Source organism: Thermogemmatispora onikobensis (assembly GCF_001748285.1).
Lineage (GTDB): Bacteria > Chloroflexota > Ktedonobacteria > Ktedonobacterales > Ktedonobacteraceae > Thermogemmatispora > Thermogemmatispora onikobensis.
In genome coordinates this window covers 1-15,290 of the sequence record NZ_BDGT01000018.1, presented here as the reverse complement: position 1 = coordinate 15,290, position 15,290 = coordinate 1, and the positions used below count along the sequence as shown (strand labels likewise).

The following is a 15,290-nucleotide window of genomic DNA, read 5'->3' as shown; positions in this document are numbered from 1 at the left end:
GCTCACCTGGCATTGGCTCCTCGTCATTCAGCACCTCACCGCCAGGAAAGCCAACTCGCTTCCGACCCGCCGAATGCAGCGAGAAGAGAGGCGAATGAGGGGCAGAAAGAGAGGGCCTAACAGAGCGAAGCAGGGGCCACGCAATCGACCACTGTTGAATACCCCTGCCAGCAGCCAGGCGCAGAGGGACCAACAGTACAGCAAGTTGAGGGGATCACGTGAGTCATCTCTGAGCACGCGGAAGCCGCTGGCTTCGAGCAGGGCATAGATCTCAGAGAGGGCATAGCCGGGGCGGACATGCCCATCCTCCTCTTCGGCAGCGGGGAGCACCTTGCGGCGTGCCGAAGGCACCTGCAGCACCAGGAGACCTCCGGGGCGCAGTACAGCGGCAATCTGCCGAAGCAAAGCGAGATCATCGACAATATGTTCCAGTACAGCCAGACAACAAACTCCATCGAACGACCCAAGCTCCAGCTCTGTCAGCTGGCAGACATCAGCCGCCAGAAAGCGCGCCTGATCCAAACGAGCACGAGCCGCCACAGCCGCAGCACGCTCTACACGTCTTGGATCACGCTCGATCCCGACCACCTTGGCGCCACAAGCAGCCAGGCGCAACGTCAGATCGCCGATGCCACAGCCGAGATCTAGCCAGCGCTCTCCTCTCACGCTGTAGCCACGCAGCACCGAGCGCAGCAGATCGAGACGGATCGTCTTGCCAAGCGGTGGCTCCAGTAGAGTCAGGTAAAGGCGCATCAAGCAGCGAGGCAGCCGTAACTCCTCCGCAGCCGCCTCGGCGAAAAGATCGCGCAAATAGCGCTTCATCGGGAGCACCTCCCCACCTTATCGGCAATCACATCAGCATAGAGGCACTGTTGCTGTCTCACAAAGGTGGGCCAGCTCCAGCGCCTGGCGGCGAAACGCTTGGCAGCACAGGCTAGAGCGCGCGCATAAGCGGCATTCTCCAGGAGGAGGAGCGCACCGGCAGCCAGACCCTCTGGCGTTGGGGGCACCAGCAGGGCCACTTCCGGGTTAAGGACTTGCGTATGGGCTGCAATCGAGGTGGCCAGCACGGGTTTACCAGAGTGCAAGTAGCTGGCCAGCTTCAGCGGCGCATTTGTCCCTGTGCAGCGCGGGCTCACCAGGATGGTGGCCTGCTCCATATAAGCAGCCATCTCAGAAGGTGGCCGCTGACCAAGAAACTCCACACACTCCTCGATTCCCAGACGACTACAGAGCGCCCGCAAAGTCGCGACTTGATCCTGTCGTCCGCCAATAATCCGGTAACGGACGGTAGGGCAGCGTTGCCGCACCATGACAGCGCTCTCCAGGAGCAGCTCAATCCCCTGGTAGCGTTCAAGCGTGCCGGTGTAGAGCAGCAAGGGCGCCACCTCCAGAGAGGCCGATCGAGCGTCAGGGTGATCCACCGCACCCCTGGTTTTCTTGTGGGCCTGCGTCAGAGCAGCCGGCTCACTCGACTCAGCTACGGTCGCTGCCGCGGCAACCTGCTGTAGGCGTGGCTCCTCTGCGCTCCCTCCATCTGCAGGCAGCAATTCCTCCGGCAAGGCCACATTCTCTATCACATAGGTCTTGCCATGAGCCCCCATCAGCCAGGCTTCTCGCTCCAGAGCCGGGCAAATCGCCACCACGGCACCGGCATGGCGGAGGATCCAGGCTTGCAGACGATGCAGGCCCCAGAGCAGCCAGCGCTTGTGCCCATACCCCAGGCAGGCAGCCTGCTGCGCAAGGTGAGAATGCATATAATAGACATGCCGACAGCGGAAGAGCGCCGCGAGCACAACACCGAAGACGCCAGCTTCCTCATGTGTGCACATGCAGTCATAGTGCTGACCACAAAGGCGCCAGCAAGCCCACAAAAAGAGCAGCAAGTCAAAGAGGAGCTTTGCAGGCGAGGGACCAACAGGGACCTCGCGCACGAAAGGTAGACCGGGAATGCGCCAGATGCGCACACCGGGCAGCGCCACTGACTCCCCAAGAGGATAGGTCACCAGGTCTACCTGATAGCCCAGTTCGCTCAGGGCACGCAGCTGGGCGTAAACACTGAACGGCACTCCACGGGGGACAAAAAAGGGTTGAGGAGCAATCACCAAGATCTTCATTTTGTGCTACCTACTTCTTCCCTCAAGCAACTTCTCCACAAACATCAGACAGATGAGACGTGGGCCATCAATTCATGCGAGACCCTACCAGCATTCACAGCGCTCCGTGCCCGAGACAAGGCAGCGCACCACATAAGGCTGCTTGTTCTGAGACTCATAGTAGGTACGCATCAGCATCTCTGCCAGGACACCGAGCTGGAGCGAGAGGAGGCCGAAGCAACAAGCGCCAAGTACGCCTAAGAACAACGGCCCCGACCAGGAGGCCACCCGCGATCTACCAGCCAGCAAGACAAGAATCAGGACAAGCGGCAGAAAGGCTACACCAAGGGCAAGCGCCAGCAACCCAGGCAAGCCTAACAGCTGCTGAGGACGAGTGGCAAAACTCCTGTAGAACTTCAAGAGCAAGAGATCGAGAAGCACCCTCAGTGTGCGGTCCAGACCATAGTGCGAACGCCCAGCATAGCGGGGATGGTGCCTCACTTCAACCTCGGCAATGCGCGCGCCAGCCAGAGCCGCATAGGCCGCGAGAAAGCGATGCATCTCTCCATAGAGGGGAACATGGGCAAAGACCGCACGGCGATAGACCTTCAGCGTGCAACCGAGATCGTGGATGGGAATGCCAGCAGCCCTGGCGGCAAGAAAATTGGCCAGACGAGAGAGCAGGCAACGCAGCCAGCCATCTCCCTGCCGCTTGCGCCGCCAGCCACTGACGAGATCATACCCCTCTTCTAGCTTGACAAGCAAGCGCGGGATATCGGCAGGATCATTCTGCAGGTCAGCATCGAGCAGAATCAGTACCTCGCCTCTGCTGTGAGCCACTCCAGCAGCCAGCGCCGCCGTCTGCCCAAAATTGCGGCTTAACCCCACCACCTTTACATGGAGATCGGTTGCAGCCAATTGCTCTAATACAGAGAAACTACCGTCGGTACTACCATCATCAACATAAATGACTTCATACCGATCGTTCATACTAGACATAACGTCACGAATTCTCCGATGCAAAAGCATCAGGTTCCCCATCTCATTGTGTACAGGGATAACCAAGGATAAAGAGCTAGCTTGTTTAAACATGTTTATATCATACAACCTTCCAGTTTTTTATTTTTCCTAGCATCTGTCTTAACGATTCACTTCGAAGGAGGTAACTACTTCTTTGTGATTTATTGAATATTGACCATCTTAAATGTATGGTTGCCACAGTTATAACAAAGGACGCTTGGAAGGTAGAGGAAGAAGAGTAGCAAAAAAATTAAGCATTGCAGTGACAAAAAGGGGAGAGAGGAGGAGGGGAATCGTCTCAGCGGGGAGGTCTGCCGGCCTCAGCGCAGGCCTGGCCAGATCAAGCGGCCAAACTGACTAGCGCTCCTCCTGCTCCTCGCCCATCCTGGTCCTAGTAGTCGACAGAACAGACGAGGAGCGGAGTGGAGACCACATGCAGGCTGGTGCCGTTCACGAGACCTCAACGGCCAGGGCCACAGCGCCGCCGCCGCCCAGGCAGAGTGTCGCCAGGCCCCGCCCACCGCCACGGCGCCGCAGCTCATAGATGAGGGTAATCAAGATGCGCGAACCGCTGGAGCCAATAGGATGACCAAGAGCAATCGCCCCCCCGTTCACATTGACCCGGTTCCAGTCCCAACCAAGTTCTTTCCCATTGGCCAGCGTTTGAGCAGCAAAAGCCTCATTCACCTCGATCAAATCGAAGTTGCTCAGCTGCAAACCGGTCAGCTCCAGTAGCCGCTTGACAGCGCGTGTTGGGGCTGCAAAGATATAGCGTGGCGTAATGGCAGCCGAGGCATAGCCAATAACACGCGCCAGCACGGGCAAGCCCTGCTCATGAGCAAGGGTTTGCTCCACCACCACCGTCGCCGAGGCTCCATCGCTGAGTCCAGGAGCATTACCAGCCGTGACCGTGCCCTGCTCCTGGAAAGCCGGCTTGAGCCTGGCCAGGGCCTCCAGCGAGGTGTCAGGGCGAATCGGCTCATCGCTTTCAACGAAGAGACTGGTGCCCTTCTGCCTGACCTCGATCGGGACAATTTCGTCCTTGAAGCGGCCAGCGGCTGTAGCTGCTGCTGCTTTCTGATGGCTGGCAAGTGCGAACCGATCCTGCTCATCACGGGAGATCCCAAAGGTCTCGGCAATGACCTCTGCCTCGTTCCCCATATGGACGTGCTCGAAGGCACACCAGAGACCATCGTGAATCACGCCGTCCACCAGCTCAGCATGGCCCATGCGGTAGCCAGTGCGCGCTTTCGGTAGGAGATAGGGGGCATTCGACATACTCTCCATGCCGCCGGCGACAAAGGCGTGCCCATCGCCTGCCCGAATGGCCTGAGCTGCCAGCATCACAGCCTTGAGGCCAGACCCACAGACCTTGTTGACAGTAAAGGCAGGAATCTCAACTGGCAGGCCAGCCCCGATTGCTGCCTGGCGCGCCGGGGCCTGGCCTACGCCCGCCGAGACCACATTGCCCATAATCACTTCATCGATGGTTTCGACAGCGATGCCCGAACGACGCACCGCTTCCTTGATCGCAATTGCCCCCAGCTGGGGGGCCGTAAAGTTCGCAAGCGCCCCTAAGAATTTCCCTGTCGGGGTGCGTGCCGCGCCGACAATCACAGGCACTGGTTCTGTTGCCATGATGCTTGCTCCTGCTGCCAGTGCAGCCTCTCGAGTTGCTTCATCGCTGGAACAGCCACCCTTCGCAAGGCCCTGCTGCTCCTCCGTTTTCCCATTGTAGCCTCCCGTTTCGAATCGATGCAAGCAAGCAAGCAAGCAAGCAAGAATGAGGTGAGGTCAAGGCTCAGCGGGAAGGTGGCCCGGCAGAAAGTCCGCGGGGGGGTGCATGTCCCAGAGGCGTTCAGAGACCTGGTCTTCCGTCAGCAAGCGCAGACTGTCGTACACCGGCTGACCTTGCTGAGCACCATCGGCATACAGGAGGTTGACCGGATGGTAGTGCTGATCCAGCACCAAAATATAGCCACTGGGCAGCCAGATACGGTAGACCGTTTGCCCTTGTAATCGGCTTTGACCAAGATAGTGGGCCCTACCCTGCTGAAGATCGTGGCGCAATTGCTCAAGATCAAAGGCCGTGTCCTGGACAGTCCAACGGGCAGGATTCCACTGCACCACGTGATGCATCATGTCCAGTCCAAGGACCATCTTCCCATCGCTGATCAGCACTACATCCAGCTGACCAGGCATGGTGGCCTCCACGTGCAACTCACCGGTTCCCAGGTTGTGATAGGTTTCGACGCGATAAGGTCGCCCTTCATCACTCATCCTGGTTTGACGATGATAGAGGACATAGCCACTCCAGGAGAGCCCCGCCGGCAAGGCAAAAGCCTGCGACGGTCGCCAGATGGCGCTTACCCCCAGAGAGGCCCCCAGGACCAGCAGCACCAGGGCCGCTACTGCCGGCAAGAGTAAGAGGCGGCGACGCACAGAAGAGGGACGGATTGGGGATCGCCACACCCGGCGGTTCGGCTGAGTACGAGATACTTCGGCCTGCTTGCGGAACGCTCCTGCCCCGTCCTCCCGAGAGGTAGCGGCTGGCACCCCCCAACGAGCCGCAATCGCCTGATAGACAGCCCGGTCGACGCGCGCTGAGGGACGTGTTTGCTCCAGGTTACTCCGCAGCAGCTGCGTCGCCTGGCTCAAGAGACGATAGGCCCGCAAGCAGGATGGGCAATCGTAGACATGCTCCAGCACCGCCTGCGCTTGCTCAAGGTCCAAGTCATCGAGAATGGCCAGGTAGAGCTGGATGGTTTCGCAGACCTGCAGCCCGCGCTCACGAGCCAGGGGTAACGGCGGCAAATCAGATTCGTGCATCGCCTCACTCATCGCCGGCGCTCCTCCCCCTTCAGATGCTCTCGCTCGATTCGCGTGTAACGTTCGATAAACATCTTCTTTGCCCGAGATATGCGTGTTGCGGCAGCATTGGGGGAGATTCCGATGATGGTAGCAACCTCTTGATAGGGAAGGCCCTGAACGGTGTTCAGCACGAGCGCGATAGCATAGTCCAGCGGCATCGCCGCCAGCGCGGCACGGATATGCTCGCGCTCTACGATTTCGGGGATGCCTCCGCTATCAGCCAGCAACAGAGTAAACTCCTCAGAGATCGAGCCTTCATCATGGTCGCCCTGATGACTACTCAGGGAGAGAGGCCACCAGGCAATACGTTTCCGCCTGCGCAAGAGGTCTACGCAGAGATTGGTCGCAATACGATAGAGCCAGGCGCTCAGGTTCTCACGGTCATGCAGATGATCCCAGGCCAGGCAGGCTCGGATAAAGACCTCCTGCGTCATATCATCGGCGTCCTCACGGTTCCCCAAGAGATGATAAATATAGGAGTGAATTGGCCGACTGAACCGCTCATAGAGCCTGCTTAAGGCCAGGGCACTCTCAGCATCGGCAAACGTTTCAGGGCCGGCTCTCTGCGAATGCGCAGGCGTTTTCTCTGTCATGCTGACATGTACTCTTTCTCTCCGGGCCTCTGCGACAGCGGCGACATCAGCGTTACCAGCAGTTAATGCGCCCTCGCCACCTTCACTGACCTTGCTAAAAGCATGCATATGTATACCTAGTATAGCAGGAACGCCCGGTGAATAGAACATGCCAGTAGGTGCTGAGGAGATGCTCCCCACTCATCAGACCCACAGGAGCCACCACCTCGCTCTCTCCTTCTCCCTCTCACGAGTCAACAGGCCAGCTTTTTCAGCCAGTTTTTCCAGCGCAGCCCATCTCTACCAGCGGTGGTGGCTCGCCGCCAGGCGGAGGACGAGAGGGGACACGAGCAGCAGGAATAGCCCGGCAGGAGGCCGGCAGAGACCACTCTCGCTCTTCTCTATCAATGATTGGTGAAGCTGCATTGACACCACGCGCTGACAGGACTAATATAGAGGAGAAACACACAGAGGTATCGATAAGCGGAAAGCCTGGTACGTTACGGGCAGGGGACAGGTCGTTTGAGCTAAGAGAATAAGCCGCCCGGGGCGCTCGCTGGCCCCTGGGCGGGCACTGGGGAGAGCTTACTCAGATGTCAGAGCGCCACACAGCGGGTGACGCCCCTCAACCACATGAGCCTGAGGAGGATCTGGAGCGGCTGCTGCTGGAAGGCGTCAGCCCGCAGCAGTCGGAGCAGGCTCCTCCCTTCCACACCAGGGAAGAGGGCAGCTCAACGCCAGCCAACAGAGGAACGGGGCGCCAGAGCAACAAAGGAGATGGAGCGGAGGCGGAGACAGAGGACGAGGAGGAGACAGAGACCACACAGCCTGCAAGAGGCGACTTGCAGGGGGCCCTGGCTCTGTTCGCCGAGGCCGCCCAGGACATGGCCACCGCAAGCCTGGAGCTGAACCTCGGTCGGCACTTCGCCTGCGTCGATTACTGTAACCAGGTGGCTGAGAAAGCCACCCAGGCAGTGAGCCTGCTCCTTTTCGGACGTCGTTCCCCTTATAACCATGATCTGCGAGCCTTGGGCGAGCGCGTCGGTGCACCAACGGAGATCCTGCACGATATGGAGGCTCTCACTCCTTTCCATCCCGAAACCTTTTATGCCGATACGCCCCCCGAGGAGGCCGATGAGGTCATTAGCGCCTCCGAGGCCAACGACCATGTGCAGCGTGCCCGCCGTGTCTTGCGCTGGGCCAGGGGAAGAATCTTTACCAGCGCCTGATTGACCAGCCGACTGAACACGCGCCTTCTCCAGCGCAATCCAGCGGCGCGGGTCAGCGCCGACCCGGTTGCTTGCAGCGCTACGTCCTACCCATCCTCTATGAGGAGGATTCCCCTGGCGTCGTGATTCGGCTTCTATAGATCCTGAGTATTCTATCAACTGGGAGGAGTATTTCGTGACGCAAGCAATCACAGGAGGGCAGCCCCAGGGAACGCCCTTTGAAGAGGTGGTCAAGCAATCGCCGCGCAAGTGGGTCTATTTGTTCACTGAAGGCAGCGCCAGCATGCGCGACTTGCTCGGCGGCAAGGGGGCAGGCGTCGCCGAGATGACAAAGGCTGGCTTGCCAGTCCCTCCAGGCTTCACTATCACAACTGAAGCCTGCAATGCCTACTACGATGCTGGTAAGCAGTTTCCACCGGGGATGTGGGAACAGGCCCTGGCCGCTCTGCGTATCGTCGAGCAACAGACCGGCAAGACCTTTGGCGATCGCCACAATCCTCTGCTCGTCTCCGTGCGCTCGGGCGCGAAGTTCTCAATGCCAGGCATGATGGATACAGTGCTGAACCTGGGCCTCAACGATGAGACGGTTCAGGGGCTGGTAGAGCAAACCGGCGATGAGCGCTTCGCTTACGATGCCTACCGACGCTTTATCCAGATGTTCAGTAAGATTGTGCTCGATGCCGATCCCCGCGAGTTCGAGCAGAAGCTCGATGAGTATAAGGAGCGCACAGGGGCCAAGAGCGACGCAGAGCTGCCGGCTTCAGCTCTCAAGGAGCTGGTGACCGAGTTTAAGCAGATTGCCGAACGTCAGTCCGGTCAGCCCTTCCCCACCGACGTCTACGAGCAGCTCAAACGCGCCATTGAGGCAGTCTTCGCCTCCTGGAACAATAAGCGGGCCATCGATTACCGCAACTTTAATAAGATCCCTCACAATTTGGGCACCGCTGTCAATGTGCAAAGCATGGTCTTTGGCAACATGGGCAATGACAGCGGTACCGGCGTGGCCTTCACACGCAACCCAAGCACCGGTGAGAAGGAGCTGTACGGCGAGTACCTGCTCAACGCTCAGGGTGAGGATGTGGTGGCTGGCATCCGCACACCTTCGAAGATCAACCGCCTGAAGGAGGAGCTGCCCCAGGTCTATGAGCAGTTCCAGGAGATCGCCCGCCGTCTGGAGCGGCACTATCGCGATATGCAGGATATGGAGTTTACGGTGGAGCGTGGCCGGCTCTATATGCTGCAGACACGCTCGGGCAAGCGCTCGGCCAGGGCAGCGGTGAAGATTGCTGTGGACATGGTCGAGGAAGGGCTGATCAGCGAGGAGGAGGCCATCCGCCGCTCCGATCCAACCCAGATCTATCAGCTGCTGCTGCCACGCTTTGATGAGGAGGCGAAGGCGCGCGCTCACCAGGAGGGGCGTTTTCTGGCCCGCGGCTTGAATGCTTCACCCGGCGCCGCCGCGGGTAAAGCGGTCTTCGATGCCGATCGCGCTGAGGAGTTGGGAAAGGCTGGCGTGCCAGTGGTCCTGGTTCGTCCAGAGACCAGCCCCGACGATGTCCACGGAATGCTCGTCTCTAAGGGGATCTTGACGGCCCGTGGCGGCGCTACCAGCCATGCCGCGGTGGTGGCCCGCGGCCTGGGTCTGCCATGTGTAGCCGGCTGTGAGGGAATCCGCGTCTACGAGGAAGAGAAGCTCTTCCGCGTGGTCGGCAGCGATGTGGTCATCCGCGAGGGCGATGAGATCTCTATCGATGGCGACACCGGCGAGGTCTTTGCCGGGGTGATCCCCACGGTGGAGCCGGACTTCGAAAAAGAGACCGAGCTGCAGAAGCTCCTGAGCTGGGCGGACCGCATCCGCAAGCTGGGGGTCTGGGCCAACGCCGACTACCCGCGCGACGCTCAGCGCGCGGTAACGTTCGGCGCCGAGGGTATCGGCCTCTGCCGCACCGAGCATATGTTTATGGAGCAGGAACGCCTGCCCATCGTGCAGAAGATGATCCTGGCGAAGACCGCCGAGGAGCGCCAAGCCGCTCTCGACCAGCTGCTGCCTTTCCAGCGCAGCGACTTCATCGGGATCTTTGAGACAATGGTCAATCCGCGCACCGGGGAGTGTTATCCGGTGGTGATCCGCCTGATCGATCCGCCACTCCACGAGTTCCTGCCGAACTACGAGGAGCTGCTGGTCGAGGTGACTCGCCTGGAGGCCACTGGCGCCGATCCAGAGGCGCTCAAGGAGAAGAAGGCCCTGCTCGATGCTGTGGCCGCGATGCGCGAGATGAACCCGATGCTCGGCCTGCGTGGCTGCCGCCTGGGCTTGCTCTTCCCGGAGATTACCATTATGCAGACGCGCGCGATCCTGGAGGCCGCGCTGGAGGTGGCGCGCAAGACGGGGAAGAAGCCACAGGTGAAGATCATGATCCCGCTGGTCGGGCATGTGAACGAGCTGCGCGAGGTGCGCCGCCAGCTAGAGGCTGTGGCCAAGGAGATTACGGCAGAGGCCGGCTCCGCGGTCGAGTATAAGTTTGGTACGATGATCGAGTTGCCGCGCGCCGCGCTGACCGCCGATCAGATCGCGACGGTGGCCGATTTCTTCAGCTTCGGTACCAACGATTTGACGCAGACAACCTTTGGCTTCAGCCGCGACGACGCCGAAGGCAAGTTCTTGATGAAGTATGTCGACGGTCTGGAGGCTCCTGGCTTGCCCGAAAAGGTGAAGATTTTGCCAGTGAACCCCTTCCAGACGATCGACCGCGACGGTGTGGGTCAGCTGGTACACATGGCGGCGGAGAAGGGACGCGCCGCCAATCCGCAGATTGAGCTCGGAATCTGCGGCGAGCACGGTGGCGATCCGAGCAGCATCGAGTTCTTCCATGAGGTTGGCCTCGATTATGTGAGCTGCTCGCCCTTCCGGGTGCCAGTGGCCCGTTTGGCCGCCGCCCAGGCCGCTTTGAGCAAGTCTGAAAAGGATAAATAGGTAGGTCAGGCCCGGGCCTGTCACGTTCGTCGCACTGTGACGCTGGCCCGTGGGTTACCTTTGAAGCGCGCAGCATCGCAGCATCAAGGAAAGCGGGCAATTCCTCGCCGATCCCAGCTCCTCAGCTCAGGGAGCGTCAAGGGGAATTGCCCGCTTTTCCTGGCCTGCGCAAGAGCGCTGCTGGCCGCCGGGCAGACTCCTCCTTTCGCTGTGCGGCACGCTCAGGCAGGCACTTGTGGGTGGAGGCCAGGCAAGCTGTTACAGGGTACAGCCCGGGAAACAGCGTTGCGATCTTGCCAACTATACCCAGGTCCATTATACTTATCTTGCCCTACGGGGAGAGGCTTGATTGAAATCCTGCTACTAGCTATCTGGCTCATCAGGAGCAGGAGGATAAGGTTCAATGCAATCAGATCCTCAGCAACAGAATCAGCCCGAGCAGTCACCACTCGCTTCTCCGTGGCCTCCCGCAGCGCCAGGCCCGCAACCCTGGTCCGGCGCGCCGAACATGGTGCCTCCGACCTGGTTCCCTCCACCCCCATCGATGGCTTTTCCCGCCGGCATGAGTATGGCGCCATTTCCTCCTCCGCCCTATGGCGGTCCTGCGCCGCTTCCAAGACCATTACCAGCTCCTCCGGCTCCGCGTTTGACCCGTCAGCAACCGTGGTGGCTGCCGCTGGCCATCACCTTCTTCATCGTAGCCAGTCTGGTCAGCTGCGGCCTCGCCGCCTTCCTTGCCTTCCAACAGGCCAGCCAGAACCTCACCCAGGGCCTCGCACAGAACGTCTCGCCTGCCACGCTCGAAACGGCCCACCGCACGGTCGTGCAGGATTATTACACGGCTATCCAACAGCAGCAGTATCAATTAGCCTATATCGAGCTGGCAAGCAACGCCACAGTGAAAGGGCAGCATCTGGATCTGGATGGCTATCTTCAGCTCGCACGCGCGCAAGATCAGCGCTTCGGCACGGTCTCTGAATTCTCAGTGAATGAGCTGGACCCCTACCATTTCACCGTCACGGTCTGGCGCGACCTGGCAATCTATGATGTTCATCTGACTTTCGCTACTCAGACCCTGCCCACCCTCGACCGCATCACCTCGGCGGATGGGATTTAGCCTTTCCCGGTTCCAGAGCCGCCCATTGTCGAGGACCTCACCAGCACGGTCTGCTAGCCTGCTGCCGGCAGGCGAGAAGAGAGGTCATGGCGCCTCAGCTCCTTCCTTGTGCTTGTGGTCACCCCGCCCCGGCAGACCTTGTTTGCCTCTCCGCTTTTTCCCCTCTTGCGGCTCTTTTGCCACCGTGCTATCATCGGGAGAGTATTCTAGAGGCAAGCGCCCATCGCCGAGCCATGCGGAGCGGATCTTCTTATGCAAAGAGATACAGTGAACGATTACGATGCCTTTGCAGCTTTTTACGATATCGAGCATGCCCACTTCCTGGAGGACCTGGACCTCTATCGGGACTTCGCCGAGCTGTGCGGCCCCTACGGTCCTTTGCTGGAGGTGGCCTGCGGCAGCGGTCGCCTGCTTCTACCACTGGCGCGCGAAGGCTACGAGCTGACCGGGGTCGATATCTCGGCCAAGATGCTGGAACGTGCACGCCAGCGGCTGGCCCAGGAGGGCCTTCTGTCACGAGTGACGCTGGTGCAGCAGGATATGCGCGCCTTACACCTGGAGCAGCGCTTTCGGCTGGCTTTTATCGCACTCGGCTCCTTCGCCCACCTGACCACACGCAAAGATCAGCAGCAAGCACTGGCCTTACTACGCGCTCACCTGGTGACCGGCGCCACACTCATTCTTGATCTCAGCAACGCCGATGCTCGCGCGATGGAAAATCTAAGTGGGCAGCTTCTGCATCAGGGGACCTGGACATGCGAGGATGGCAGTCTTTTAACCCATTTCGTTTCTCCTGCCGCGTCCAACACTCGCCACATGTTGGAGCTGGTCCACTTCTATGATCAGTACTGCCAGGGGGAAACGGTGCGGCGCACAGTTACCCGCACCACGTTTTACCTCTTCGAGCGCAGCGAGCTGGAATTGATGCTAGAGCAGGCGGGTTTTGTCGTCAAGGATGTCTACGGCAATTATGAGATGGCCCCCTACGAACTGCAAAGCCCGCGCATGATTTTCATTGCGGAGGCACGATAGCCCATGCGAGCAGTACGCCCCCTGCACGAGTGGAACCTGCAACCAGAGCAGGCCATCGCTCTGCAGAAAGAGCTTGCCAGCCGGGTGATCCGCGAGGATCGCCTGCCGTCCCAGATCCAGCACATTGCTGGCGTCGATTTGGCGATCAATGAAAATAATGGCCTGGCGCGCGCCGCTGCTGTTCTTCTCTCTTATCCTTCCTTGGAGCTAGAGGAGCAACATGTCTACGAGGAGCCAGTACGCATGGAGTATATCCCGGGCCTGCTCTCATTCCGTGAGCTGCCTTGCGTGCTGGGAGCGCTCCATCTGCTGCGACAGGAGCCAGATCTGATCATGGTCGACGGCCAGGGAATTGCTCACCCGCGCCGATTGGGCATTGCCTCCCACCTGGGCCTCTGGCTGGACCTTCCCACAATTGGGTGCGCCAAATCGGTCCTGCGTGGCCACTACAACGAGCAGGAGCTAGGCGAAACAGTTGGCTCCTGGATTCCCCTGCGCGATCATGGAGAGATCATCGGCGCCGCCGTGCGCACACGCGAGCACGCCAAGCCAATGATCATCTCTCTCGGCCACCGGATCAGCCTGGAGACAAGCATCCACTATGTCCTCTCCTGCTGCCGCGGCTATCGCCTGCCCGAGCCAACGCGCCTGGCCGATCGGCTCTCGAAGAATAACGCCTATCGAGAACCAACCAGCGGCCCCCAGGGAGCAGAGGGACCATCGAACGGAGCCGTTCAGAACTCGCTTTGGCAGTGAGCACGTTCCAACGCCTCACCTGCACCTTTTCCAGCCTCGTTCAGAGAAGCAGGCTGTGCGGCGAATAAATCTCCCGCCTGGCTAGCTGTTATCGCTTCTCCCTCCTTCTAGCACTGTCTGTTCGCGATAGAGAGGGAGGGTGAAATAGAAGGTGGTACCCCGATTCGGGACCGTTTCAAACCAGATCCTTCCTCCATGTTGTTCAATGATGAGGCGGGCAATCGTCAGCCCCAGCCCATAGCCCCCCATACGGGACTGCATACTGTGCGTGGCCTGATAGAAGCGCTCAAAGACATGAGGCTGATCCTCGGGCGCGATACCAAAGCCAGTGTCTTTCACGGAGAGCAGCGCCATCTGAGGATCATCGGGATCAGGACGGGCGCGTAGGACCACCGTTCCCCCCGGTGGGGTGAACTTAATGGCGTTCCCCAGCAGATTAGAGAGTACCTGCTTAAGGCGCTGCGGATCAGCATGCAAGAGCGGAGCAGGCAGCTCTATCTCCTTGCTCATGACGATCTCAGCCTTGCGCGCCAGCGGTAACAAGCTTTCCAGAACCTGTTGAGAGAGGACCTCAACGTTCACCTGCTGGAGCCGGATCTCAAAATGGCCAGCATCGGAACGTGCCATGAAGAGGACATCCTCGGCCAGCGAGAGTAGTTGCTGCAAAGCCTCGCTGGCGTAGCCCAGGTATTCACGCTGGGTATCGTTCAAAGGTCCCATCTGACCGCGCAAGAGCAGCTCGATAAACCCATGCACGGAGTTGAGCGGCGTACGTAGCTCATGCGAGACCATCGATACAAAGTGCTCTCGCATGCGATTGGCCATTTTGAGCGCAGAGACATCGCGCGCCAGGAAGAAGACATAGCGCTCATCGACAGCTTCGATAGGAGTGACACTGACCGAGGCTTCCCAACCCTGCACAGTCTCGGGACCAAGAATGATTTCTTCGTTGGCAAGCGGCTGCCCTCCCTGCAAGACACGCACCAGCGGACAGCCAGAGGTGCCACAGAGCGGCATATGATCCAGGTTGCGACACCTGAGTACCTGGGCACAGCCCTGGCCAATGGTGGCAGCCCCTTCCCAGCTTAAGAGAGCCGCCGCTGCAGGATTGAAGGCACGGAGGCGAAAACAGCTGTCTAGAAGAAAGGCGACATCAGTCGTGGCCGCCAGCGCCTTCCCGGCACAGTCCGCCAACAGCTCCATATCCGCCCGCCCCCCCTGCTCGGACGGATGCCGCTCACGCACCACCTTCTTCCTCCCTGCCCTTCCTCCCTGCATCCGTGCTTGATCCTCAGACAACAACTGATCAGGCTGGTCAACGCCGTCAACGTCGCGTACCTGCCGGACTTCGGTCCCGGCAGGCGCACGCTCCTTTACCCGAGAGCGGCGAGAGGCCGATTTCACCACGTTCCCCCCTTTTCCTTACTTACTGACAAACTTATATCCGATACGGCGCACAGAAATAATATGGCGTGGGTGAGCCGCATCCGGCTCTAATTTTTTGCGCAAACGGCCAATGTAAACATCAACAATATTACTATTATTCTCATTATCATTCCAGACTGAAGAGAGAAGCTGATCGCGGCTGACCACTTGATCGGGGCAGCTCATCAGGATGCGCAA

At 59.5% G+C, this 15,290-nt stretch carries 13 protein-coding genes; 5 read left to right on the top strand and 8 right to left on the bottom strand.

What is annotated here, in order from left to right; genetic code table 11:
- Positions 1-27: 27 nt before the first annotated feature.
- The 6 genes from BGC09_RS09850 to BGC09_RS09825 form a co-directional block, all read right to left on the bottom strand.
- A complete protein-coding gene (locus tag BGC09_RS09850; RefSeq protein ID WP_069803799.1) occupies positions 28-822 on the bottom strand; it encodes a class I SAM-dependent methyltransferase in 795 nt (264 codons plus the stop codon).
- Positions 819-2,117: a glycosyltransferase gene (locus BGC09_RS22160; RefSeq protein ID WP_084658327.1), complete on the bottom strand. Its 1,299-nt coding sequence runs from the start codon at positions 2,115-2,117 to the stop codon at positions 819-821. The genes BGC09_RS09850 and BGC09_RS22160 overlap by 4 nt, the downstream gene beginning before the upstream one ends.
- Before the next feature lie 84 nt (positions 2,118-2,201).
- Entirely contained in the window at positions 2,202-3,188 is a 987-nt protein-coding gene (locus tag BGC09_RS09840) for a glycosyltransferase family 2 protein (protein WP_069803797.1), read from the bottom strand.
- 378 nt (positions 3,189-3,566) lie between these two features.
- Positions 3,567-4,754 (bottom strand): acetyl-CoA C-acetyltransferase, encoded by a 1,188-nt coding sequence (locus BGC09_RS09835; RefSeq protein ID WP_069803795.1) that lies wholly within the window; start codon positions 4,752-4,754, stop codon positions 3,567-3,569.
- A gap of 156 nt (positions 4,755-4,910) precedes the next feature.
- Positions 4,911-5,957, bottom strand: coding sequence for an anti-sigma factor family protein (locus tag BGC09_RS09830; RefSeq protein ID WP_069803793.1), 1,047 nt, complete (start codon positions 5,955-5,957; stop codon positions 4,911-4,913).
- On the bottom strand, positions 5,954-6,580 hold the full coding sequence (locus BGC09_RS09825) for an RNA polymerase sigma factor (protein WP_069803791.1): 627 nt from the start codon (positions 6,578-6,580) through the stop codon (positions 5,954-5,956). The genes BGC09_RS09830 and BGC09_RS09825 overlap by 4 nt, the downstream gene beginning before the upstream one ends.
- Positions 6,581-7,152: 572 nt before the next feature.
- Here BGC09_RS09825 and BGC09_RS09820 point away from each other — a divergent pair.
- The 5 genes from BGC09_RS09820 to nfi all read left to right on the top strand — a co-directional run bounded on the left by BGC09_RS09820 (position 7,153) and on the right by nfi (position 13,667).
- A complete protein-coding gene (locus BGC09_RS09820; protein WP_069803789.1) occupies positions 7,153-7,788 on the top strand; it encodes a HEPN domain-containing protein in 636 nt (211 codons plus the stop codon).
- A gap of 226 nt (positions 7,789-8,014) precedes the next feature.
- Positions 8,015-10,762, top strand: a complete 2,748-nt coding sequence (gene ppdK, locus BGC09_RS09815; protein ID WP_176728897.1) for a pyruvate, phosphate dikinase — start codon at positions 8,015-8,017, stop codon at positions 10,760-10,762.
- A 403-nt stretch (positions 10,763-11,165) separates the two neighbouring features.
- Positions 11,166-11,879: a hypothetical protein gene (locus BGC09_RS09805; protein WP_141727718.1), complete on the top strand. Its 714-nt coding sequence runs from the start codon at positions 11,166-11,168 to the stop codon at positions 11,877-11,879.
- A 252-nt stretch (positions 11,880-12,131) separates the two neighbouring features.
- A complete protein-coding gene (locus BGC09_RS09800) occupies positions 12,132-12,911 on the top strand; it encodes a class I SAM-dependent DNA methyltransferase (RefSeq protein ID WP_084658320.1) in 780 nt (259 codons plus the stop codon).
- A gap of 3 nt (positions 12,912-12,914) precedes the next feature.
- A complete protein-coding gene (gene nfi, locus BGC09_RS09795) occupies positions 12,915-13,667 on the top strand; it encodes a deoxyribonuclease V (protein WP_069803781.1) in 753 nt (250 codons plus the stop codon).
- 81 nt (positions 13,668-13,748) lie between these two features.
- Here nfi and BGC09_RS09790 read toward each other — a convergent pair whose 3' ends face one another.
- Positions 13,749-15,074, bottom strand: coding sequence for an ATP-binding protein (locus BGC09_RS09790; RefSeq protein WP_141727717.1), 1,326 nt, complete (start codon positions 15,072-15,074; stop codon positions 13,749-13,751).
- A gap of 15 nt (positions 15,075-15,089) precedes the next feature.
- Positions 15,090-15,290 (bottom strand): winged helix-turn-helix domain-containing protein (locus tag BGC09_RS09785; protein ID WP_141727716.1); only part of this gene is annotated, 201 nt, incomplete at its 5' end.

What these genes read in the sequence shown, in the direction of transcription:
- BGC09_RS09850 (WP_069803799.1), bottom strand. Translation starts at nt 822, where the DNA reads ATGAAGCGCTATTTGCGCGATCTTTTCGCCGAGGCGGCTGCGGAGGAG.
- BGC09_RS22160 (WP_084658327.1), bottom strand. Translation starts at nt 2,117, where the DNA reads ATGAAGATCTTGGTGATTGCTCCTCAACCCTTTTTTGTCCCCCGTGGA.
- BGC09_RS09840 (WP_069803797.1), bottom strand. Translation starts at nt 3,188, where the DNA reads ATGTTTAAACAAGCTAGCTCTTTATCCTTGGTTATCCCTGTACACAAT.
- BGC09_RS09835 (WP_069803795.1), bottom strand. Translation starts at nt 4,754, where the DNA reads ATGGCAACAGAACCAGTGCCTGTGATTGTCGGCGCGGCACGCACCCCG.
- BGC09_RS09830 (WP_069803793.1), bottom strand. Translation starts at nt 5,957, where the DNA reads ATGAGTGAGGCGATGCACGAATCTGATTTGCCGCCGTTACCCCTGGCT.
- BGC09_RS09825 (WP_069803791.1), bottom strand. Translation starts at nt 6,580, where the DNA reads ATGACAGAGAAAACGCCTGCGCATTCGCAGAGAGCCGGCCCTGAAACG.
- BGC09_RS09820 (WP_069803789.1), top strand. Translation starts at nt 7,153, where the DNA reads ATGTCAGAGCGCCACACAGCGGGTGACGCCCCTCAACCACATGAGCCT.
- BGC09_RS09805 (WP_141727718.1), top strand. Translation starts at nt 11,166, where the DNA reads ATGCAATCAGATCCTCAGCAACAGAATCAGCCCGAGCAGTCACCACTC.
- BGC09_RS09800 (WP_084658320.1), top strand. Translation starts at nt 12,132, where the DNA reads ATGCAAAGAGATACAGTGAACGATTACGATGCCTTTGCAGCTTTTTAC.
- nfi (WP_069803781.1), top strand. Translation starts at nt 12,915, where the DNA reads ATGCGAGCAGTACGCCCCCTGCACGAGTGGAACCTGCAACCAGAGCAG.